Genomic DNA, 17,236 nt, shown 5'->3' on the forward strand with positions numbered 1-17,236 from the left:
CATGAAAAAGAATGATTTAGCTGTTATGCACTGGGGCACGTATCACGTCACCACCGATGGGGACACGCTGACGTCGGTCAGGCCGGTGGCGTGGGACCGTAATCCTTCTGCGATCGGGCAGTCGTTACCGGGCGCGGTGCAAAGCGAAACCCGGGTCAAAAATCCGGCCGTCAGGCTCGGTTATCTCCAGAGCAGAAGCGCATCCCGCAACGGGCGCGGCAAAGAGCCGTTTGTGGAAGTGAGTTGGGATGTTGCGTTGCAGCTGGTGGCGGAGGAGCTGGAGCGTGTCAAAACAGAGCACGGCAATCAGGCGATCTACGCCGGCTCTTACGGCTGGTCGAGTGCCGGACGTTTCCATCATGCCCAGAGCCAGCTTCATCGTTTCTTTAACCACTATGGCGGCTACACCGCCAGCACCAACACCTACAGCATTGCGGCCGGTGAACGCACGCTGCCGCACATCATTGGTAACCTGGATGAGTTACAACGTCACCATACCCATTGGCCGGTTCTGGCGGAGCATTGCGAACTGTTTGTGGCTATCGGGGGTTTGCCGCTGCGCAATGCGCAGGTCAATGGCGGCGGGGCTAATGACCATGCGCTTTCTCATTGGTTAACCACGCTACGGCAGAATGGCACCCGGTTTATCAACATCAGTCCGGTCAGAAACGATCTCGCTGGGGTGGCGGATGCGGAGTGGCTGGCGATACAGCCCGGCTCCGATACGGCGCTGTTACTGGCAATCGGGCAGGTGTTAATTACTGAATCTCTCTATGACGCGCCATTCACAGAACGTTACACGGTGGGCTTTGACCACTATGCCGCCTACCTGCTGGGTGAACGCGACGGTATAGCTAAAACGCCAGAATGGGCCGCTCCGCTGACCGGGCTGGCGGCCGCGGAAATCCGTGCGTTGGCACGGCAGATGGCGGCGCATAAAACGATGGTGAATATTGCGTGGTCAGTGCAGCGGGCGCGGCAGGGCGAGCAGGCTTTCTGGGCCACCGTTGCGACTAGCGCTCTGCTGGGTCAGATCGGCACGCCCGGCGGCGGGCTGGGCTTTGGTTACGCCTCAACCAATCTGGCCGGTGCCGCCCGGCGACAGTTTTCCGGGCCTCGTCTGCCCGCCGGTCATAATCCGGTTCAGGAGACGATTCCGGTGGCACGCATCGCCGACATGTTGCTCAATCCCGGAGGGCACTATGAGTTTGATGGGCAACAGCGGGTCTATCCCGACATCCGGCTGGTCTACTGGGCGGGCGGCAATGTCTTTCATCATCATCAGGATATCAACAAGCTGATACGCGCCTGGCAGCGGCCGGACACTGTAATTGTGCATGAGCAGTTCTGGACGGCGCAGGCAAAATTTGCCGACATCGTGCTGCCTGCGACCACGTCGCTGGAGCGTGAAGATATTGGCAGCGCCAGCAACGACGGTTTTATCATCGCCATGCCGCAGCATCTGCCGCCGTTTGCAGCTGCAAAATCGGATTACGCAATTTTTGCCGCTCTGTCGCAGCGGCTCGGTTTTGCTGACGCCTTTACGCAGGGGCGTGATGAGCGCCAGTGGCTTCAGTCACTCTATGAAGATTCCCGGCCACGCGCGGCAGCGCAGGGCATCGAACTGCCGCCCTTTGAGGCGTTCTGGTCACAGGGAGTGGTGGAGTATCCCGCGCCAGAGACGCCGCAGATCCTGCTAAAAGCGTTTCGCGATAACCCGGAGTCAGCCCCGCTCAGCACGCCGTCGGGGAAAATCGAGCTTTTTTCTCAGCAGGTGGCCGATTTCGGGTATGACGAAGCGCCCGGATTTGCCTGCTGGTATGCGCCGGAATACCAGGCGCAACAGCAGGAAAAGCAGCAGTGGCCGTTGCATCTGCTCTCCAGCCAGCCACGGACCCGGTTGCATAGTCAGTACGATCATGGACGGGTCAGCCGGGCCACCAAAATTGCCGGGCGTGAGCCACTCTGGATGCATCCTGAAGATGCTGCTGCGCGCGGCATTGAGGAGAACAGCATCGTAAAAGTCTTTAACGGACGCGGCGCGCTGCTGGCGGGTGTGCATCTGACGCAGGATATCCTGCCGGGTGTCGTACAGATGTCGACCGGCGCCTGGTATGACCCGCTCGATCAGCAGGAGGGCCAGCCGCTGGATAAACACGGCAATCCCAATGTGCTGACCCAGGATAGCGGCAGTTCACGACTCGGCCAGGGGTGCAGTGCGCAGACCTGTTTTGTCGAGATTGCGCTTTATCAACAGCCTCTGCCTGAGATTACGGCATGGTTACCGCCGGCATTCGTGGCGTGGAGCGCAGAGTAATCTGCGGGTTTAAAGCCCGCGGCGTGGTGGGATATTCCCATCCGTCGCATATACATAGCAGGATTAGTTGGTAGTTAACGCATAAATGAAATGGCAGTGTAAAGCGATTCCATGCCAACAGAGTGTCAATCATGAGCGCGTTAACCACAGCAGAATTGCCGGTAATTGATTTCGCATTATTGTCAGGTAATCAACAGCAGCAGCAACAGGTCCTGGAAAAATTAAGCCAGGCCGCGCGTGATGTCGGTTTCTTCTATTTAATCAATCACGGCATCGACCGTGAATTGTTAGATGAGGTTCAGCACGTCGCGCGGAAATTTTTTGCCCTGCCACAGGCGGATAAATCCGCAGTGGCGATGGCGAACTCGCCGCATTTTCGCGGCTATAACCTGGCGGGGGTTGAAATAACCCGCAGCCAGCCTGACTATCGCGAGCAGTTTGATATTGGTGCGGAACGGGAAGCGCTGCCCGTTACCGCCGATTCACCCACCTGGCAACGGATGCAGGGGCCGAATCAGTGGCCTGAAGCTTTACCTGAACTGCAAACGGTGGTCACCCGCTGGCAGCAGCAGATGACAGCGGTGGCGCTGGAGCTGCTGCGCGCCTTTGCCGGGGCACTGAATCTGCCGCGCAACGCCTTCGATAACCTCTATGGCGACTATCCCAACGAACATATCAAACTGATCCGTTATCCGGGCCGCACGGAGGGCGAATCACGCCAGGGTGTTGGCGCGCACAAAGATTCAGGCTTCCTGACGATGTTACTGCAGGACGATCAGCCGGGCTTACAGGTGGAAGTGACGCCGGACAACTGGATCGATGCCTCACCACTGCCGGGCGCGTTTGTGGTGAACATTGGCGAGCTGCTGGAGCTGGCAACCAACGGTTATCTTCGCGCAACGGTGCACCGTGTGGTGTCGCCACCGCAGAGCAGCGAGCGCTTATCAATCGCCTTTTTCCTTGGCGCGCAACTCGACGCCGTGGTGCCGATCTATCAACTGCCTCCTCAGCTGGCTGAACTGGCACAGGGACCGAGCAGCGATCCGCTTAATCCGCTGCTGCGCGAAGTGGGCTGGAACTACCTTAAAGGCCGGCTGCGTTCGCATCCGGAAGTTGCCCAGCGTTTCTACCCCGAACACAACACCCACTGATAACGATAAGAGATAAATGATGATGATTAAAAAGCGCTTTCTGGCCCTTGCCGGTCTTTCACTGCTGATTGCCCAGAGTTTACAGGCCGCGCCGCTGCGCGTAGCGGCCGATCCGCTGCCCCATGCGGAAATCCTGGAGTATGTCAAAACCCTGGATCCGAAACTGGATCTCAAAATTGTTGAGCTGAGCGGGGGCGTGAATGCCAATGAGCTGCTGGCCGCCGGAGATGTGGATGCCAACTACTTCCAGCATCTGCCTTACCTGAAAGATCAGGAGAAGGCGCTGGGGAAAACCTTTGCCGTGGCCGCCAGTGTTCACATCGAGCCGCTGGGTATCTATTCGCGGAAAGTGAAAAGTTTAGCGGCGCTACCTGAAGGGGCCAGCATTGCGGTACCGAACAACACCACTAACCTGAGCCGCGCACTCTGGCTGTTGCAGGACAAAGGGGTGATCAAACTCAACGCGCAGGGTGAAACGGGTTCGACGCTGGTGACACCGAAAGATATCAGTGAAAACCCGAAGAAAATTAAGATCGTTGAGATTGAGTCGCCGCAACTGCCACGCTCGCTGGATGATGTGGATGCCGCAATTATCAACGGCAACTACGCGCTGGAAGCCGGTCTGACCCCGGCGAAAGATGCGCTGGGACTGGAGTCTGCAGCACATAATCCCTACGCCAACCTGCTGGTAACGACGCCAGAACTGGCGAAAGATCCCCGCGTGTTACAGCTGGCGAAAGATCTGCGCTCGCCGCAGGTAGCGGAGTTTATCCGTAAAAATTATCAGGGCTCAGTGATTCCGGTTGCGGACCAGCAGCATGATTAAACTCAGTCATCTCAGCAAACAGTATCCTGGCGCATCTGCGCCAGCGTTAGACGACATCTCACTCACCATCGAAGAAGGGACCATCTTTGGCATCCTCGGTCGGAGCGGAGCGGGAAAAAGTACACTATTGCGCTGCCTCAATCGGCTGGAGAGTCCCACCAGCGGCCTGATTGAAATTGACGGACAGGATCTCGCGGCGATGAGCCTGGCGCAACTGCGTCAGCAGCGACAGCAGATGGGGATGATCTTCCAGCACTTCAATCTGCTGCATTCGCGCAACGTGCAGGACAACGTCGATCTGGCACTGGAGATTGCGGGTGTGCCTGCGGCTGAACGTCGCGAGCGGGTCGCATCGCTGCTGAAACTGGTGGGGCTGGCCTCCTTTGCTGCGGCCTGGCCGTCGCAGCTCTCCGGTGGACAGAAACAGCGCGTCGGCATCGCCCGCGCGCTGGCCGCCCGACCCCGTTATCTGTTGTGCGATGAGGCGACCAGCGCGCTGGATCCCGAAACCACCACTTCGATTCTCGATCTGCTGGCCGATATTCAGCAGCAGCTCAATATCACCATTGTATTGATCACCCATGAAATGGCGGTGGTGAAGCGGATTTGTGACGGGGCGGCGCTACTTGAGAATGGCCAGCTGGTTGAGAGCGGCAGCCTGAGCCAGATCATGGGACGTGAAGAGGGACGCCTGCGCAAAATGCTGCTGAAGGATGGCGAAGCAGACCGGGCGTTTATCGAAAAATATCAGCATGAGGCGTTAACCCGATGCGTAGCATGAGTAGTGAGCGGTTTCAGGAACTGCTGCTGAACGCCACTGGCGAAACACTGTATATGGTGTTGCTGGCGGCCCTTTTCACGGTCGCTATAGGGCTGCCGGTAGGCGTGCTGCTGTTTCTGACCCGGCCAAAAGGCATTCTGCCAAATCGCGCGATTTCACTGCTGCTGAATACGCTGGTAAATACCGGACGCGCCTTGCCGTTTGTGGTGCTGCTGATTGCGCTGATCCCCTTTACCCGTCTGCTGGTCGGCACCACGCTGGGCAGCACTGCCGCCATTGTGCCGATTACGCTGGGGGCATTTCCCTTCTTTGCCCGCATCGTGGAGAACGCGCTGGATGAGGTCGACCGCGGCCGCATAGAAGCGGTGGTATCAATGGGCGGTACCCTGTGGCATATCGTCAGCCGTGTGCTGCTGCCGGAAGCGCTTCCCGCGCTGGTGGCGGGCGTTACCCTGACGATTGTGATGTTGATTGGCTTCTCGGCGATGGCGGGCGTGGTTGGCGGTGGCGGGCTGGGCGATCTGGCGATTCGCTACGGTTATCAGCGTTTCGATAACCAAATCATGGCGGCCACCATTGTGGTGCTGCTGGCGCTTGTGATGCTTATTCAGAAACTCGGCGACCGGCTGGTACGCTCGCTGGCTTATCGTCGATAAGGAGCAACCATGTTTCGCGTGATGTCGCCGAAAGGCTATCTGCAACGGCCAGGGCTGCGTGCCGGGGTGGGAGAAATTATCCGGCCGCTTGCCTCGCATATTCACATCCTCACCTCGCCGCGGGCCTGGCAGGCGGTGAATCCTGACATGAGCATAAGTCTGGAACGGGCGGGGATCCGCTGGCAGCTCGACACCCTGACCGGTGAGTGTACCGACGCGGCGATTGCTGCCCTGCAACAGCAGGTGCAGACGCACGGCGCTACCCTGATTCTGGCAGTCGGCGGCGGGCGGGTGCTGGACTGCGCCAAAGCGGTCAACGACGCGCTGCCGGATATCCGGCTGGTGAACTTCGCCACGCTGGCCGCCACCTGTGCCGCCTGGTCTCCGCTGGCGATTATCTATGATGAGCGCGGCGGCCATCTGCGCAGCCAGCCGCTTAATGCCATGCCGGAGCGGATTCTGGTGGACAGCGAGGTTATCGCCCGCAGCGAGGTACGCTATCTGCGGGCCGGAATCGTCGATGCGCTGGCCAAATGGTTTGAATTTGAGCCTTATCAGCGACAGATGCCGCACCAGCTGGCGCTGGATCTTAAAGTCGCAGCCGCCTGGCAGGCGGTAACGGTGCTGAAACGCTGGGGAGACACGGCGGTGGCCGATAACATCAGGCAGCAGGTCACCCCGGCGCTGGAGAAAGTGATTGAAGCCAACATTGTGCTGGCGGGGCTGGCTAACAGTATTCAGGATGCGATGGCGACTCCCGGCTTTGCCCATATCATCCACGATCGCCTGACTCACCAGCCGGAGCTGCATCACTGGCTGCATGGTGAAAAGGTCGGTTTCAGCTTGCTGGTACAATCCTGGATTGAACAGCAGGGTAAGCAGGTGGAGCCTGAACTGCTGGCGCTGCTGCGCCGTTTCCACTCGCCTCTGACGCTGCCTGCGGCGATTAACGCGGACAGGGTAAGAGAGATTGCGCAGCAGATCCATTTCCCCTCCGCCAGCCTGGCGCACCTTCCCTTTACGTTCGATCACCCTCTGCTGGAGCAGGCCTTGCTGGCGACTTCTGCGTTTAAACAGTAAGTGCGGTCAGCGAATCGATCAACGGTCGCCGCTTGCTAACCTACCAATAGTAACTTACCTTTAGTAGCTTAATGGCTAATCATTAAGGTGACGACGATGAATGCATTAATAGTGACTTCCCATCCCAATCAGGACGCTCACACCCATCGCGTGGCGGACCAGCTGGCGCAGGGCATTATCGCGACAGGCCACCATACGGCTGAAAAGGCCGATCTGGCGGCAGAAGGGTTTGATCCGCGTTTCACGCTCAGCGATCACAAACATTTCAACGGTCTGGCACCGACGCCGCCCGATGTGCTGGCAGAACAGCAGCGGCTGGATCGTGCCGATGCGCTGGTGCTGGTCTATCCGGTCTACTGGTGGTCATTTCCGGCACAGCTTAAAGGCTGGATAGACCGCGTCTTCATCGCGGGCTGGGCCTTTGATGAGCAGGATGGCCATATCGTAAAACGCCTCGGCCATCTTCCCGTGCATCTGCTTGCGATTGGCGCGGCTGACAACCGAACCTTTCTGCGGCGCGGCTATTTCGCCAGCATGCGGAATCAGATTGATCACGGCATCTTTGACTATTGCGGTGCGCCGGTGGTGACCAGTGAACTGTTGCTTAGCGGCGATGAAGGTTATCCTGAGTCACACTATCAGCTGGCGCATCAACTGGGCCAGCGTCTGTTCGCCCATCAGGAAAAGCATGACCGTTGAAAAAACACCCCGTAAGCGTCTGTCACGCGAAGCACGACGCAGGCAGTTGTCAGACGTCGCGTGGCAGATAATGCAAACCGAAGGCAGCGAGGCACTGACGCTGGCCAGAGTCGGCGACGCGGCGGGGGTCAGTAAACCGGTGGTTTATGACCACTTCACCACCCGTCATGGATTGCTGGCGGCATTGTATGACGATTTTGATCGCCGCCAGACCGAAAAGATGGAAGCGGCGATGAATGCCGCGCCGATGGTGATGCAACAAAAAGCGGAAGTGCTTGCGGCTTGTTATGTGGATTGTGTGATGACGGAGGGGCGTGAGATTCCGGAGTTGCTGTCAGCGCTCAGCACCTCACCGGAACTGGCTGCCGTCAAACGCCACTATCAGCTCGACCTTATCGCCCGCTGTCAGCGCTGGTTTGTCCCTCTGGCAGGCAGCAGCAGTATTCCGGAAGCAGGCATGTGGGGCTTGCTGGGGGGCGCGGATGCCATCGCAGGTGCGGTGGCACGCGGCGATGTCAGCAAACGGGAAGGAGAGCAGGCGATCACTGCCATGGTCGTGGCGCTGGTGGCAGGCAGCCGCGCGCCGGAATCGGATTAGCATAAAAAAGGCGGCCCGCAGGCCGCCGAATCCTTCAACCACAACAGGCGTTGTGTAAGTAGTGGCAACGTACAATGATGATCGTTTTAGCCTTTCACCCCGCCCGCGGTTAAACCGCTCACCAGCCAGCGCTGCGCCAGCAGGAAAACCAGGGTGATCGGAATCGCGGAGAGCACCGCCGCAGCGGCGAAATCGCCCCACAGATAGTTCTGCGGATTGAGGTACTGCTGCATCCCGACCGCCAGGGTGTAGCTGTTCACATCGCGCAGCAGCAGCGAGGCGACCGGCACTTCAGTCACCGCGGCGATAAACGCCAGAATAAACACCACCGCCAGAATCGGCACCGACAGCGGCAGCAGCACCAGCCGGAACGCCTGCCACGGCGTTGCGCCATCCAGCGCGGCCGCCTCTTCCAGTGACCCGTCGATAGTTTCGAAATAGCCTTTGATGGTCCAGACATGCAGCGCGATACCGCCCAGATAGGCGAAGATCACCCCACCGTGGGTATTCAGCCCGATAAAGGGCAGATACTGGCCGAGACGATCAAACAGGGCATAGAGCGCCACCAGCGACAGCACCGCCGGGAACATCTGGAATATCAGCATTCCTTTCAGCAGGCTGGCACGGCCGGTAAAGCGCATACGGGCAAAGGCATAGGCGCAGGTGGTAGAGAGCGCCACGATGCCCAGCGCACTGATTGCCGCAATCTTGATCGAGTTCCATAACCAGAGCAGCACCGGGAAGGGCGGCGGTGTCACCCGGCCATCCGCATGTTCCACGCTGAAACCCAGCGCCAGACGCCAGTGCTCCCACGAGATCTGCTCCGGGATCAGGCTGCCGGTGGCGAAGTTCCCGGCACGCAGCGAAATCGCAATCACCATCAGCAGGGGAAAGAGAATCGCCGCGATAAATAACAGCAGCAGCAGATGCGTGGTGAACAGACGCAGCCGTTGCGATTTCGGTTGTACCATAGCCATAACAACTCCTCAGAGCCTGGTCCCTCAGGCTATTTTATTTGTCAGTCTGAACCCGGGCAGTGCTCACAATCTTCACCTCCCAGGTTCCGGTTGTTCCACGCTCTTCGCGTCCGGACTGCCTGCAAGCATGACGCCTGTCGGGCCAGACGCTTAGTCGAATTTCATCCGCGAGGCTTTCAGGTTAATCACCGCCAGCGCACCCACCAGCAGGAAGATCAGCGTGGCGATAGCGGCGGCCAGCCCAAAGTCCTGCCCGCCGCCGCCTTCAAAGGCGATACGCCAGGTGTAGTTCACCAGCAAATCGGTGTAACCGGCTGGCGTGGTGGTGCCGAGGCGATCCGGCCCGCCGTTGGTGAGTAACTGCACCAGCACAAAGTTATTAAAGTTAAAGGCAAAGCTGGCGATCATCAGCGGCATCAGTGGTTTCAGCAGCAGCGGCAGAGTAATCAGGAAGAAGTTCTGCAGCGGTCCCGCACCGTCCATCGCCGAGGCTTCATAGAGATCGTCCGGAATCGCCTTCAGCAGGCCCATGCAGAGGATCATCATGTAGGGGTAGCCGAGCCAGGTATTGACGATAATCAGCATGGTGCGCGCCAGCGTCGGGTCGCTGAACCAGGCCGGCTTCACGCCAAACAGCGCGCTGAGCATCACGTTGATTTCACCAAAGCTCTGGTTGAACAACCCCTTGAAAATCAGGATCGAGATAAACGCCGGCACGGCATAGGGCAGAATCAGCATTACCCGATAGACCGCTTTGCCGCGCAACGCCTCCCACTGCACCAGACACGCCAGCACCATCCCCACCGCGACGGTCAGCACCACCGTGATCAGCGAGAAGAGTAGCGTCCAGCCAAATATCGCCAGGAACGGCTTCTGAATCCCTTCGTCAGTAAACACCCGCACGAAGTTTTTCCAGCCGGTATTCACGGTAAAGCCGGGACTTAAGGTTTCGTTCGCCCAACGGCCGTCGGCGTTAATCGCCTGGTAGAAACCAGTCTGCGGATTTGCACGATAGCGCGCGTTGCTCTGCTGATTGATCAGCTCATCCTGCGTGCCAACCCGATAGAGTGGCTGGGTGCCGGAGAACTGGCGCAGCGAACTCATCCGTAACTGACGACCATCCGGCAGTTCAGCCCGGATCTGACTCAGTGCCTGACGATGGGTCGTGATCGCTCTGAAGTTTGCCCGTTCACCTGAAGGTGGTGCGGCAGGGGCCATTTTCAGTGTCTGTTCAGCGCCAAACTGAAACGGCGGTGAAACATAGTCTTTGCCATCATTCAGCACCAGCTGCCAGCGATCGCCGGCCGGGAACAGAGAAAAACTGACTGCTTCACCCGACTGGAAGGTGCGGCCCAGCAAAACCTGCTGCGCCCGTTCAAAGGTGAGCTGGTTGCTACTGCTGTAGTTGGTAAAGGCAATGGCAATCGTGCAGGCGAGAGGGAACAGCACAAACAGCGCCATTCCCGCCACGCCGGGATAGACATAACGCCACGCATAGGCGCGACGGTTAGCAAAAATCCACAGTCCGGTCGCACTGAGGATCAGCGTCAGCAACGCAAACAGATATTCGCCCTGCGCGTACATCAGCACCAGCAGATAGCCGACCAGCAGACAGCAGATCCCGATGAGAACGCTTTTCAACAGCACACTGCGCGTTTTCGGTTTTCCTGACATGATGCGGTTTTCCTTAACGGTCACTCAAGCCGGGGTGCCCCGGCTGCAAGGGGAGAATTACTTCTTCAGACGGGCCTGAGCATCTTTCAGTGCGGCGTCGACGCTCTGACGACCGCCCAGCGCGTTCAGGGTAGCGGTGCGCATCGCATACCAGAATGCCGCCATCTGCGGGATATTCGGCATGATGTCACCCTGACGGGCATTGTTCATGGTGGCGGCGATACGCGAATCTTTTTCCAGCGTCTGCTGGAAAGATTTCAGCGCCACAGCACCCAGCGGCTTATCTTTGTTGACCGCATCCAGACCGGTGTCAGTCAGCAGATAATTCTCCAGGAACTCTTTCGCCAGCTCTTTGTTAGGACTGGCGGCGTTGATCCCGGCACTCAGCACGCCGACAAAGGCTTTCGACGGTTTACCGTTCAGGGTTGGCAATTCGGTGACGCCATAGTCGATGCCGCTCTTGTCGAGGTTGCCCCACGCCCACGGACCATTAATGGTCATGGCGGTTTCGCCTTTGTTAAAGGCGGCCTCAGCAATCGAATAATCGGTGTCCGCATTCAGGGTTTTGGCTTTAACCTGATCGACCAGGAACTGCATGCCCGCTTTAGCACCGGCGTTATCGACGCCGACATCCTTCACGTCATAATGTCCGTCGGTGAGCTTAAAGGCGTAAGCACCGCCTGCGGCCAGCAGCGGCCAGGTGAAGTAGGGCTCCTGCAGGTTAAACATGATGGCGCTTTTGCCTTTGGCACGCAGTTGCTTGTCGAGACCGGCGATCTCTTCCCAGGTTTTTGGCGGGTTCGGCAGCAGCTTTTTGTTGTAGATCAGTGACAGCGACTCAACGGAAATCGGGTAGCCAATCAGCTTGCCGTCGAAGCGCACCGCGTCCCAGGTGAACGGGAAAATCTTCTCGCGGAAGCTGGCATCCGGCGTGATCTCAGCCAGCAGGCCGGATTGCGCATAGCCGCCGAAACGGTCATGTGCCCAGAAGATAATATCCGGGCCATCGCCGGTCGCCGCGACCTGCGGATACTTCTCTTCCATTTTGTCAGGATGTTCGACCGTAACTTTGATGCCGGTCTCCTGCTCAAATTTCTTACCCACTTCGGCAAGGCCGTTGTAGCCCTTGTCACCGTTGATCCAGATGACCAGTTTACCTTCCTCAATTTTTGCCATCGCGCTGGCCGAAAAGAGCACGGCAGAGAGGGCAGAAAGGGCCAGAATTCTTGCTCCGGTTTTCATCGTCATAAATCCATCCTGTTAGCGGAAGTGGTGAATGCTGTACCGGCATCATTGTGCTTATCCGCCAGGGCTTCTCATCCTCCTCTGCTCTACGCCCCTCGGCCTGCCGCTGTGATCGCGCTGGCAAAAAGCCCCTCAAGCGGGCGCTTACGCGGCAAAAATTCCTGCGGGTCTGCGTGAGCGATCACAAAAAAGTGCGGCAGCGTGCGGGCCGCGGCGTCAGCCCGCGTTTCTCCTCCTCCCGCCTCCTCCCCCAGCGGAATGCAGTGCGGTGGAGGATGTTACCGTCTGTTTCCTCTCGCATAGTGAGCCCCGGAACCCGTCTGCCGCTGGGCAGACACGACTATGCAGCTAAGAGGGAAGGGATCATGGCGAGCGTTGTGTTACGCAATGTCACGAAAGCCTGGGGCGATACGGTGGTGTCGAAAGATATCGATCTCACTATTCGTGAAGGGGAATTTGTTGTTTTCGTCGGCCCATCAGGCTGTGGCAAATCGACGCTGCTGCGCATGATTGCCGGACTGGAGACCATCACCAGCGGCGAGCTGTTAATCGGCGACCGGCGCATGAATGAAGTGCCACCCGCCGAACGCGGCATCGGCATGGTGTTTCAGTCCTATGCGCTCTATCCCCATCTGTCGGTGGCGGAGAACATGTCTTTTGGCCTCAAACTGGCCGGGGTGAAAAAAGCGGAGATCCAGCAGCGGGTTAATCAGGTGGCGGAGATTCTGCAACTGGCGCATCTGCTCGATCGTCGGCCTAAAGCTCTCTCTGGCGGGCAGCGTCAGCGCGTGGCGATTGGCCGCACGCTGGTGGCTGAACCGCGCGTCTTCCTGCTGGATGAACCGCTGTCGAACCTTGACGCCGCGCTGCGCGTTCAGATGCGGATTGAGATCTCCCGTCTGCATAAGCGCCTGAAGCGTACCATGATTTACGTAACCCACGATCAGATCGAAGCGATGACGCTGGCCGACAAAATCGTGGTGCTGGATGCCGGACGCATTGCGCAGGTCGGTAAGCCGCTTGAGCTGTACCACTATCCCGCCAACCGCTTTGTCGCCGGATTTATCGGCTCACCAAAAATGAATTTCCTGCCGGTCAAAGTGACCGCCACCGCCATCGATCAGGTTCAGGTGCGGCTGCCGAATCAGCAGCTGGTCTGGCTGCCGGTTGACAGCGCCGGTGTGCAGGTCGGCAGCAACATGTCACTGGGTATTCGCCCGGAACATCTGCTCTCCAGCGATATCGCCGACGTCACCCTGGAAGGGGAAGTGCAGGTGGTGGAACAGCTGGGGCATGAAACACAGATCCACATCGAGATTCCCGCTATCCGTCAGAACCTGGTTTACCGCCAGGAGGACGTCGTGCTGGTAAAAGAGGGCGCCATCCTCGGTATTGGCCTGCCGCCCGAGCGTTGTCACCTGTTCCGCGAGGACGGGAGCGCGTGCCGCAGGCTGTATCAGGAGCCGGGTGTATAGCCCTGCCAAAAACAATAAAAGCAATGACCTCAGGAGATAGAAAATGTTAACTCTGCGCAAACTTCCCATCGCCGTTGCCGTCGCGGTGGGAACCCTCTCCGCCCCGACGATGGCGGTTGATTTTACCGGTTACGCCCGTTCCGGCATTGGCTGGACCGGCAGCGGTGGTGAACAGCAATGTTTCCAGGCCACCGGCGCCCAAAGTAAATACCGTCTGGGCAACGAATGTGAAACCTATGCCGAATTGAAATTAGGCCAGGAAGTGTGGAAAGAGGGCGAAAAAAGCTTCTATTTCGACACCAACGTGGCTTACTCCGTGGCACAGCAGAATGACTGGGAAGCCACATCGCCCGCCTTCCGTGAAGCCAACGTAAAAGGTAAAAACCTGATCGACGCGCTGCCAGGATCTACCATCTGGGCCGGTAAGCGTTTCTATCAGCGTCATGACGTTCATATGATCGACTTCTACTACTGGGATATTTCCGGTCCGGGTGCCGGTCTGGAAGATGTCGATCTCGGCTTCGGTAAACTCTCTTTCGCCGCAACCCGTTCATCTGAAGCGGGCGGCTCTTACACCTTCTCCAGCGATCGTATCCGTGACTTCGCCACCAGCACTGCCAACGACGTGTTTGATGTGCGTCTGGCCGGTCTGGAAACCAACACCAACGGCGTGCTGGAGCTGGGTGTCGACTACGGTCGCGCTAATGCCCGTGACGACTACCGTCTGGAAGAGGGTGCCTCTAAAGATGGCTGGATGTTCACTGCTGAACATACCCAGAGCATGCTGAAGGGCTATAACAAATTCGTACTGCAGTATGCCACCGATGCGCTGACCTCTCAGGGCAAAGGCGTGCCGCAGGGCACCAGCCTCAACAACAATGGTGACATGTACCGCATCCTCGACCACGGTGCGATCTCGCTGGCCGAACGCTGGGATCTGATGTACGTCGCTATGTACCAGAACATCGATCTGGACAACAACCGCGGCACCGAGTGGTACACCGTGGGTGTGCGTCCGATGTACAAATGGACGCCGATTATGAGCACGTTGCTGGAACTGGGCTACGACAACGTCAAATCACAGCAGGCTAACGAGCGCAACGGCCAGTACAAAGTGACGCTGGCGCAGCAGTGGCAGGCGGGCGACAGCATCTGGTCACGTCCGGCTCTGCGTCTGTTCGCGACCTACGCCAAATGGGATGAAAAGTGGGGTTACAACAAAGATAACTCAGGCGATCTCACCACCTTCGCCTCTGCGGACACCAGCGGCAACGGCATCCTGACCAACAGCCGTGGTAAAGACGATGAAGTGACCTTCGGCGCGCAGATGGAAATCTGGTGGTAAGCCAGCACCTTTTCTGACAGGCGCGCCTGCGCCTGATGGATCTCTTTGGTCGCGGTGTGCCATTGCCTGGTTCACGCCGCGACCTGCAATAAGGTAGACATAATGAAAATGAAAAAACTGGCTGCACTCTGCCTGAGTGCGGCGTTACTGACAGGACACGCGCTTCCCGCCCTGGCGGATGTCAATCTGGTGCCGCAGGATCTCTCGTCCGCACCGGTCGTGGCACCCGAGACACTGCAACGCCTGAGCTGGCAACCGCTGTCTGCTTCTCAGACACAGACCACAAAACTTGCTAACAGCGGACAGACGCTGAATGCGCCACACATTGCCGGTCCGGTCGCGGCCTACAGTCTGCCCGCCAATATCGGCGAACTGACGCTGACGCTGAGCAGTGAAGTGGCGAACGGTCAGGTTTTCGCACCGAACGTGCTGGTGCTGGATGAAAACCTGCGTCCTGCGGCCTGGTTCCCCAGCCGCTACTTTACCTATCAGAAGCCGGGCGTGATGGCGGCAGATCGGCTGGAAGGGGTGATGAAATTAACCCCGGCGCTGGGTCAGCAAAAAATCTACCTGCTGGTGTTTACCACCGACAGCGATCTGATACAAACCACCACGCTGCTTGACCCGGCCAAGGCCTACGCCCAGGGCACCGGTCATGCGGTACCGGATATTCCCGATCCCGTCGCCCGCCACAGCCGGGAAGGGACAATCAAGCTGAAGATGCAGACCAGTTCCGGCTCATCCATTCTGGTCGGGCCGCTGTTTGGTTCATCCGGCCCGAGCGCGGTGACCGTCGGCAATACCGCACCTGCGGCAGCGTACAGCGCAGCACCGGGGCCTGCACCCGCCGCAGCGCCCGCGCCAAAAGCCCGTGCGGAACCGATCATGAGCGACACCGAGAGTTACTTTAACCAGAAGATCAGACAGGCAGTGAACAGCGGTAATATCGATAAGGCGCTGAAACTGCTGGATGAAGCCGAGCGGCTGGGTTCCACCTCTGCACGGCAGACCTTTATCAGTAGTGTTAAAGGCAAGGGGTGAAGCTGCCCCGACAATACTGATGTTGTTCCATCTGGTGCGCTGCGGCGCACCTTTTTTTGTTGCAGAGATCCTGATTGCATGATTTTTTTGCGTGGTTTTACGCATTACGTAAGTCATGCTGTGGGCAATAGCGTTTGATGAATTTAGGCTAACTAAGCTGTTTCAGGGATGACTTTTCTGGAGGCTATATGCGAAGTTACACGACAACCCAGGCCCGAAAATTTCTTGCTGAAATCATGGATATCGTGATGGCGGGTGAGCCTGTGATTATCACCCGGCGGGGCGGTTCTGCTGCTGTGCTTATCAGTCGCGAAGAGTTTGATGTCTGGCAGGAAATAAAACAGGGCGCCAATTTTTCAGGCGATACGGAAAAGCATAATCAGAAACTTTTAATGAAGACTTAGTAACAAAACATTCGCTCTTATCGCGATCAATGCATTTGCATTACCAATGTAACTGCATCACTGCTGACTTATCCTGGTTAATAATAGTGAGAATCCACGATGGGAACTCTGACTCATGCAAACATCTCTCTGCGTGCTTCATCAAAACTGACAGCCCGCGGACAGACCACCATCCCTGCCGCAGTTCGTGATGCGATGAATCTGCAACCTGGTGAGAATATCGAATACGCTGTTCTGCCGGGCGGCAAAGTCCTTATTACCCGTCAGGAAACGGTGGCTGATGATGATCCAGTGAAGGCGAGCTTTCTGAGTTTTCTTCCTGCTGACAGGCGCAACACGGCTGCAAATATTAAAATGCTGGATCGAGGATTATTAACTCGCATTACATCGTTGACCGAAGGTATGGACGTTGATTTGGATGCTCCACTCATGGACGATGAGTAATTAAGTATGGAAGACAGCACGGTTATAAATGGATGGCACGTTTATGTTCCTCCCTGTTTTGAATCGCAACTGATTGCGCTGACCAATGAAGTGGAGTTACTCAGGGCTAAATATCCTGAAAGTTACCAGCGAAAAGCGACGACGAAGCTTTTAGCCGCTGTGTTTAAAGTTATCAATAGTGAGATTTGCGCCGATCCACATCAGGCAAAGTTTCGCCAGGGCGATACGCTGGGAGAACAAAATAAGCATTGGTTCCGTGCAAAGTTTTTGATGCAGTATCGTTTGTTCTTTAGATTCAGCGAGCAACATAAAACCATCATTCTTGCATGGATGAATGACGCTGAGACCAAACGTGCTTATGGCAGTAAGCGTGACGCCTATAAAGTATTTTCAGGAATGTTGCATAACGGCTATCCACCTGACGACTGGGCATTGCTGTTAAAGCAATCTCAGGATTGGGCGAATACAAATTCTTAAGTTCATTAAATCCTGAACAGAATCTGGTTTGTTTTTCAGACGCTCG

The 17,236-nt window shown here is 57.3% G+C and carries 17 protein-coding genes; 14 read left to right on the forward strand and 3 right to left on the reverse strand.

What is annotated here, in order from left to right; genetic code table 11:
* The first annotated feature begins 1 nt into the window (after nt 1).
* The 8 genes from NR195_RS02815 (at nt 2) to NR195_RS02850 (ending at nt 8,108) form a co-directional block, all read left to right on the forward strand.
* Entirely contained in the window at nt 2–2,317 is a 2,316-nt protein-coding gene (locus NR195_RS02815; protein ID WP_033773839.1) for a molybdopterin-dependent oxidoreductase, read from the forward strand.
* Nucleotides 2,318–2,448: 131 nt separating this feature from the next.
* Nucleotides 2,449–3,468: an isopenicillin N synthase family oxygenase gene (locus tag NR195_RS02820; RefSeq protein WP_010670745.1), complete on the forward strand. Its 1,020-nt coding sequence runs from the start codon at nt 2,449–2,451 to the stop codon at nt 3,466–3,468.
* Nucleotides 3,469–3,490: 22 nt separating this feature from the next.
* Nucleotides 3,491–4,294 carry a MetQ/NlpA family ABC transporter substrate-binding protein gene (locus NR195_RS02825; RefSeq protein WP_010670746.1) on the forward strand — a complete coding sequence of 268 codons (804 nt, stop codon included), beginning with the start codon at nt 3,491–3,493 and terminating at the stop codon, nt 4,292–4,294.
* Complete coding sequence (locus tag NR195_RS02830) at nt 4,287–5,075, forward strand: methionine ABC transporter ATP-binding protein (protein ID WP_050498567.1); 789 nt, start codon at nt 4,287–4,289, stop codon at nt 5,073–5,075. Before NR195_RS02825 ends, NR195_RS02830 begins: the two co-directional genes overlap by 8 nt.
* Nucleotides 5,063–5,731 carry a methionine ABC transporter permease gene (locus NR195_RS02835; RefSeq protein WP_022624728.1) on the forward strand — a complete coding sequence of 223 codons (669 nt, stop codon included), beginning with the start codon at nt 5,063–5,065 and terminating at the stop codon, nt 5,729–5,731. Before NR195_RS02830 ends, NR195_RS02835 begins: the two co-directional genes overlap by 13 nt.
* Nucleotides 5,732–5,740: 9 nt before the next feature.
* Entirely contained in the window at nt 5,741–6,811 is a 1,071-nt protein-coding gene (locus tag NR195_RS02840) for an iron-containing alcohol dehydrogenase family protein (RefSeq protein ID WP_256844069.1), read from the forward strand.
* A gap of 96 nt (nt 6,812–6,907) precedes the next feature.
* Nucleotides 6,908–7,510 (forward strand): NAD(P)H-dependent oxidoreductase, encoded by a 603-nt coding sequence (locus NR195_RS02845; RefSeq protein ID WP_256844070.1) that lies wholly within the window; start codon nt 6,908–6,910, stop codon nt 7,508–7,510.
* The gene (locus NR195_RS02850) at nt 7,500–8,108 is read left to right on the forward strand and encodes a TetR/AcrR family transcriptional regulator (RefSeq protein ID WP_256844071.1); all 609 of its coding nucleotides are present in this window, start codon (nt 7,500–7,502) and stop codon (nt 8,106–8,108) included. The genes NR195_RS02845 and NR195_RS02850 overlap by 11 nt, the downstream gene beginning before the upstream one ends.
* 86 nt (nt 8,109–8,194) lie before the next feature.
* Here NR195_RS02850 and malG read toward each other — a convergent pair whose 3' ends face one another.
* From malG to malE, 3 genes are all read right to left on the reverse strand, one after another.
* Nucleotides 8,195–9,085 (reverse strand): maltose ABC transporter permease MalG, encoded by an 891-nt coding sequence (gene malG, locus NR195_RS02855; protein ID WP_010247369.1) that lies wholly within the window; start codon nt 9,083–9,085, stop codon nt 8,195–8,197.
* 150 nt (nt 9,086–9,235) lie between these two features.
* A complete protein-coding gene (gene malF, locus NR195_RS02860) occupies nt 9,236–10,759 on the reverse strand; it encodes a maltose ABC transporter permease MalF (RefSeq protein WP_089414820.1) in 1,524 nt (507 codons plus the stop codon).
* 57 nt (nt 10,760–10,816) lie between these two features.
* On the reverse strand, nt 10,817–12,007 hold the full coding sequence (malE, locus tag NR195_RS02865) for a maltose/maltodextrin ABC transporter substrate-binding protein MalE (RefSeq protein WP_010247363.1): 1,191 nt from the start codon (nt 12,005–12,007) through the stop codon (nt 10,817–10,819).
* 362 nt (nt 12,008–12,369) lie between these two features.
* Between malE and malK the strand changes: the two genes are divergently transcribed.
* The 6 genes from malK (at nt 12,370) to NR195_RS02895 (ending at nt 17,190) form a co-directional block, all read left to right on the forward strand.
* Nucleotides 12,370–13,479, forward strand: coding sequence for a maltose/maltodextrin ABC transporter ATP-binding protein MalK (gene malK, locus NR195_RS02870; protein WP_010247360.1), 1,110 nt, complete (start codon nt 12,370–12,372; stop codon nt 13,477–13,479).
* Between the two features lie 43 nt (nt 13,480–13,522).
* The gene (locus tag NR195_RS02875) at nt 13,523–14,824 is read left to right on the forward strand and encodes a maltoporin (protein WP_154210296.1); all 1,302 of its coding nucleotides are present in this window, start codon (nt 13,523–13,525) and stop codon (nt 14,822–14,824) included.
* A gap of 102 nt (nt 14,825–14,926) precedes the next feature.
* Nucleotides 14,927–15,865 carry a maltose operon protein MalM gene (malM, locus tag NR195_RS02880; protein WP_256844072.1) on the forward strand — a complete coding sequence of 313 codons (939 nt, stop codon included), beginning with the start codon at nt 14,927–14,929 and terminating at the stop codon, nt 15,863–15,865.
* 188 nt (nt 15,866–16,053) lie between these two features.
* Entirely contained in the window at nt 16,054–16,269 is a 216-nt protein-coding gene (locus NR195_RS02885; protein ID WP_158132275.1) for a type II toxin-antitoxin system Phd/YefM family antitoxin, read from the forward strand.
* Between the two features lie 99 nt (nt 16,270–16,368).
* Complete coding sequence (locus NR195_RS02890; RefSeq protein ID WP_256844073.1) at nt 16,369–16,713, forward strand: type II toxin-antitoxin system PrlF family antitoxin; 345 nt, start codon at nt 16,369–16,371, stop codon at nt 16,711–16,713.
* Between the two features lie 6 nt (nt 16,714–16,719).
* Complete coding sequence (locus NR195_RS02895) at nt 16,720–17,190, forward strand: type II toxin-antitoxin system YhaV family toxin (protein WP_010670281.1); 471 nt, start codon at nt 16,720–16,722, stop codon at nt 17,188–17,190.
* The last annotated feature ends 46 nt before the right edge of the window (nt 17,191–17,236 follow it).

Origin of the sequence: Pantoea sp. Ft-CA_14 (assembly GCF_024520875.1) — a bacterium.
Taxonomy (GTDB): Bacteria; Pseudomonadota; Gammaproteobacteria; order Enterobacterales; family Enterobacteriaceae; genus Pantoea; species Pantoea agglomerans.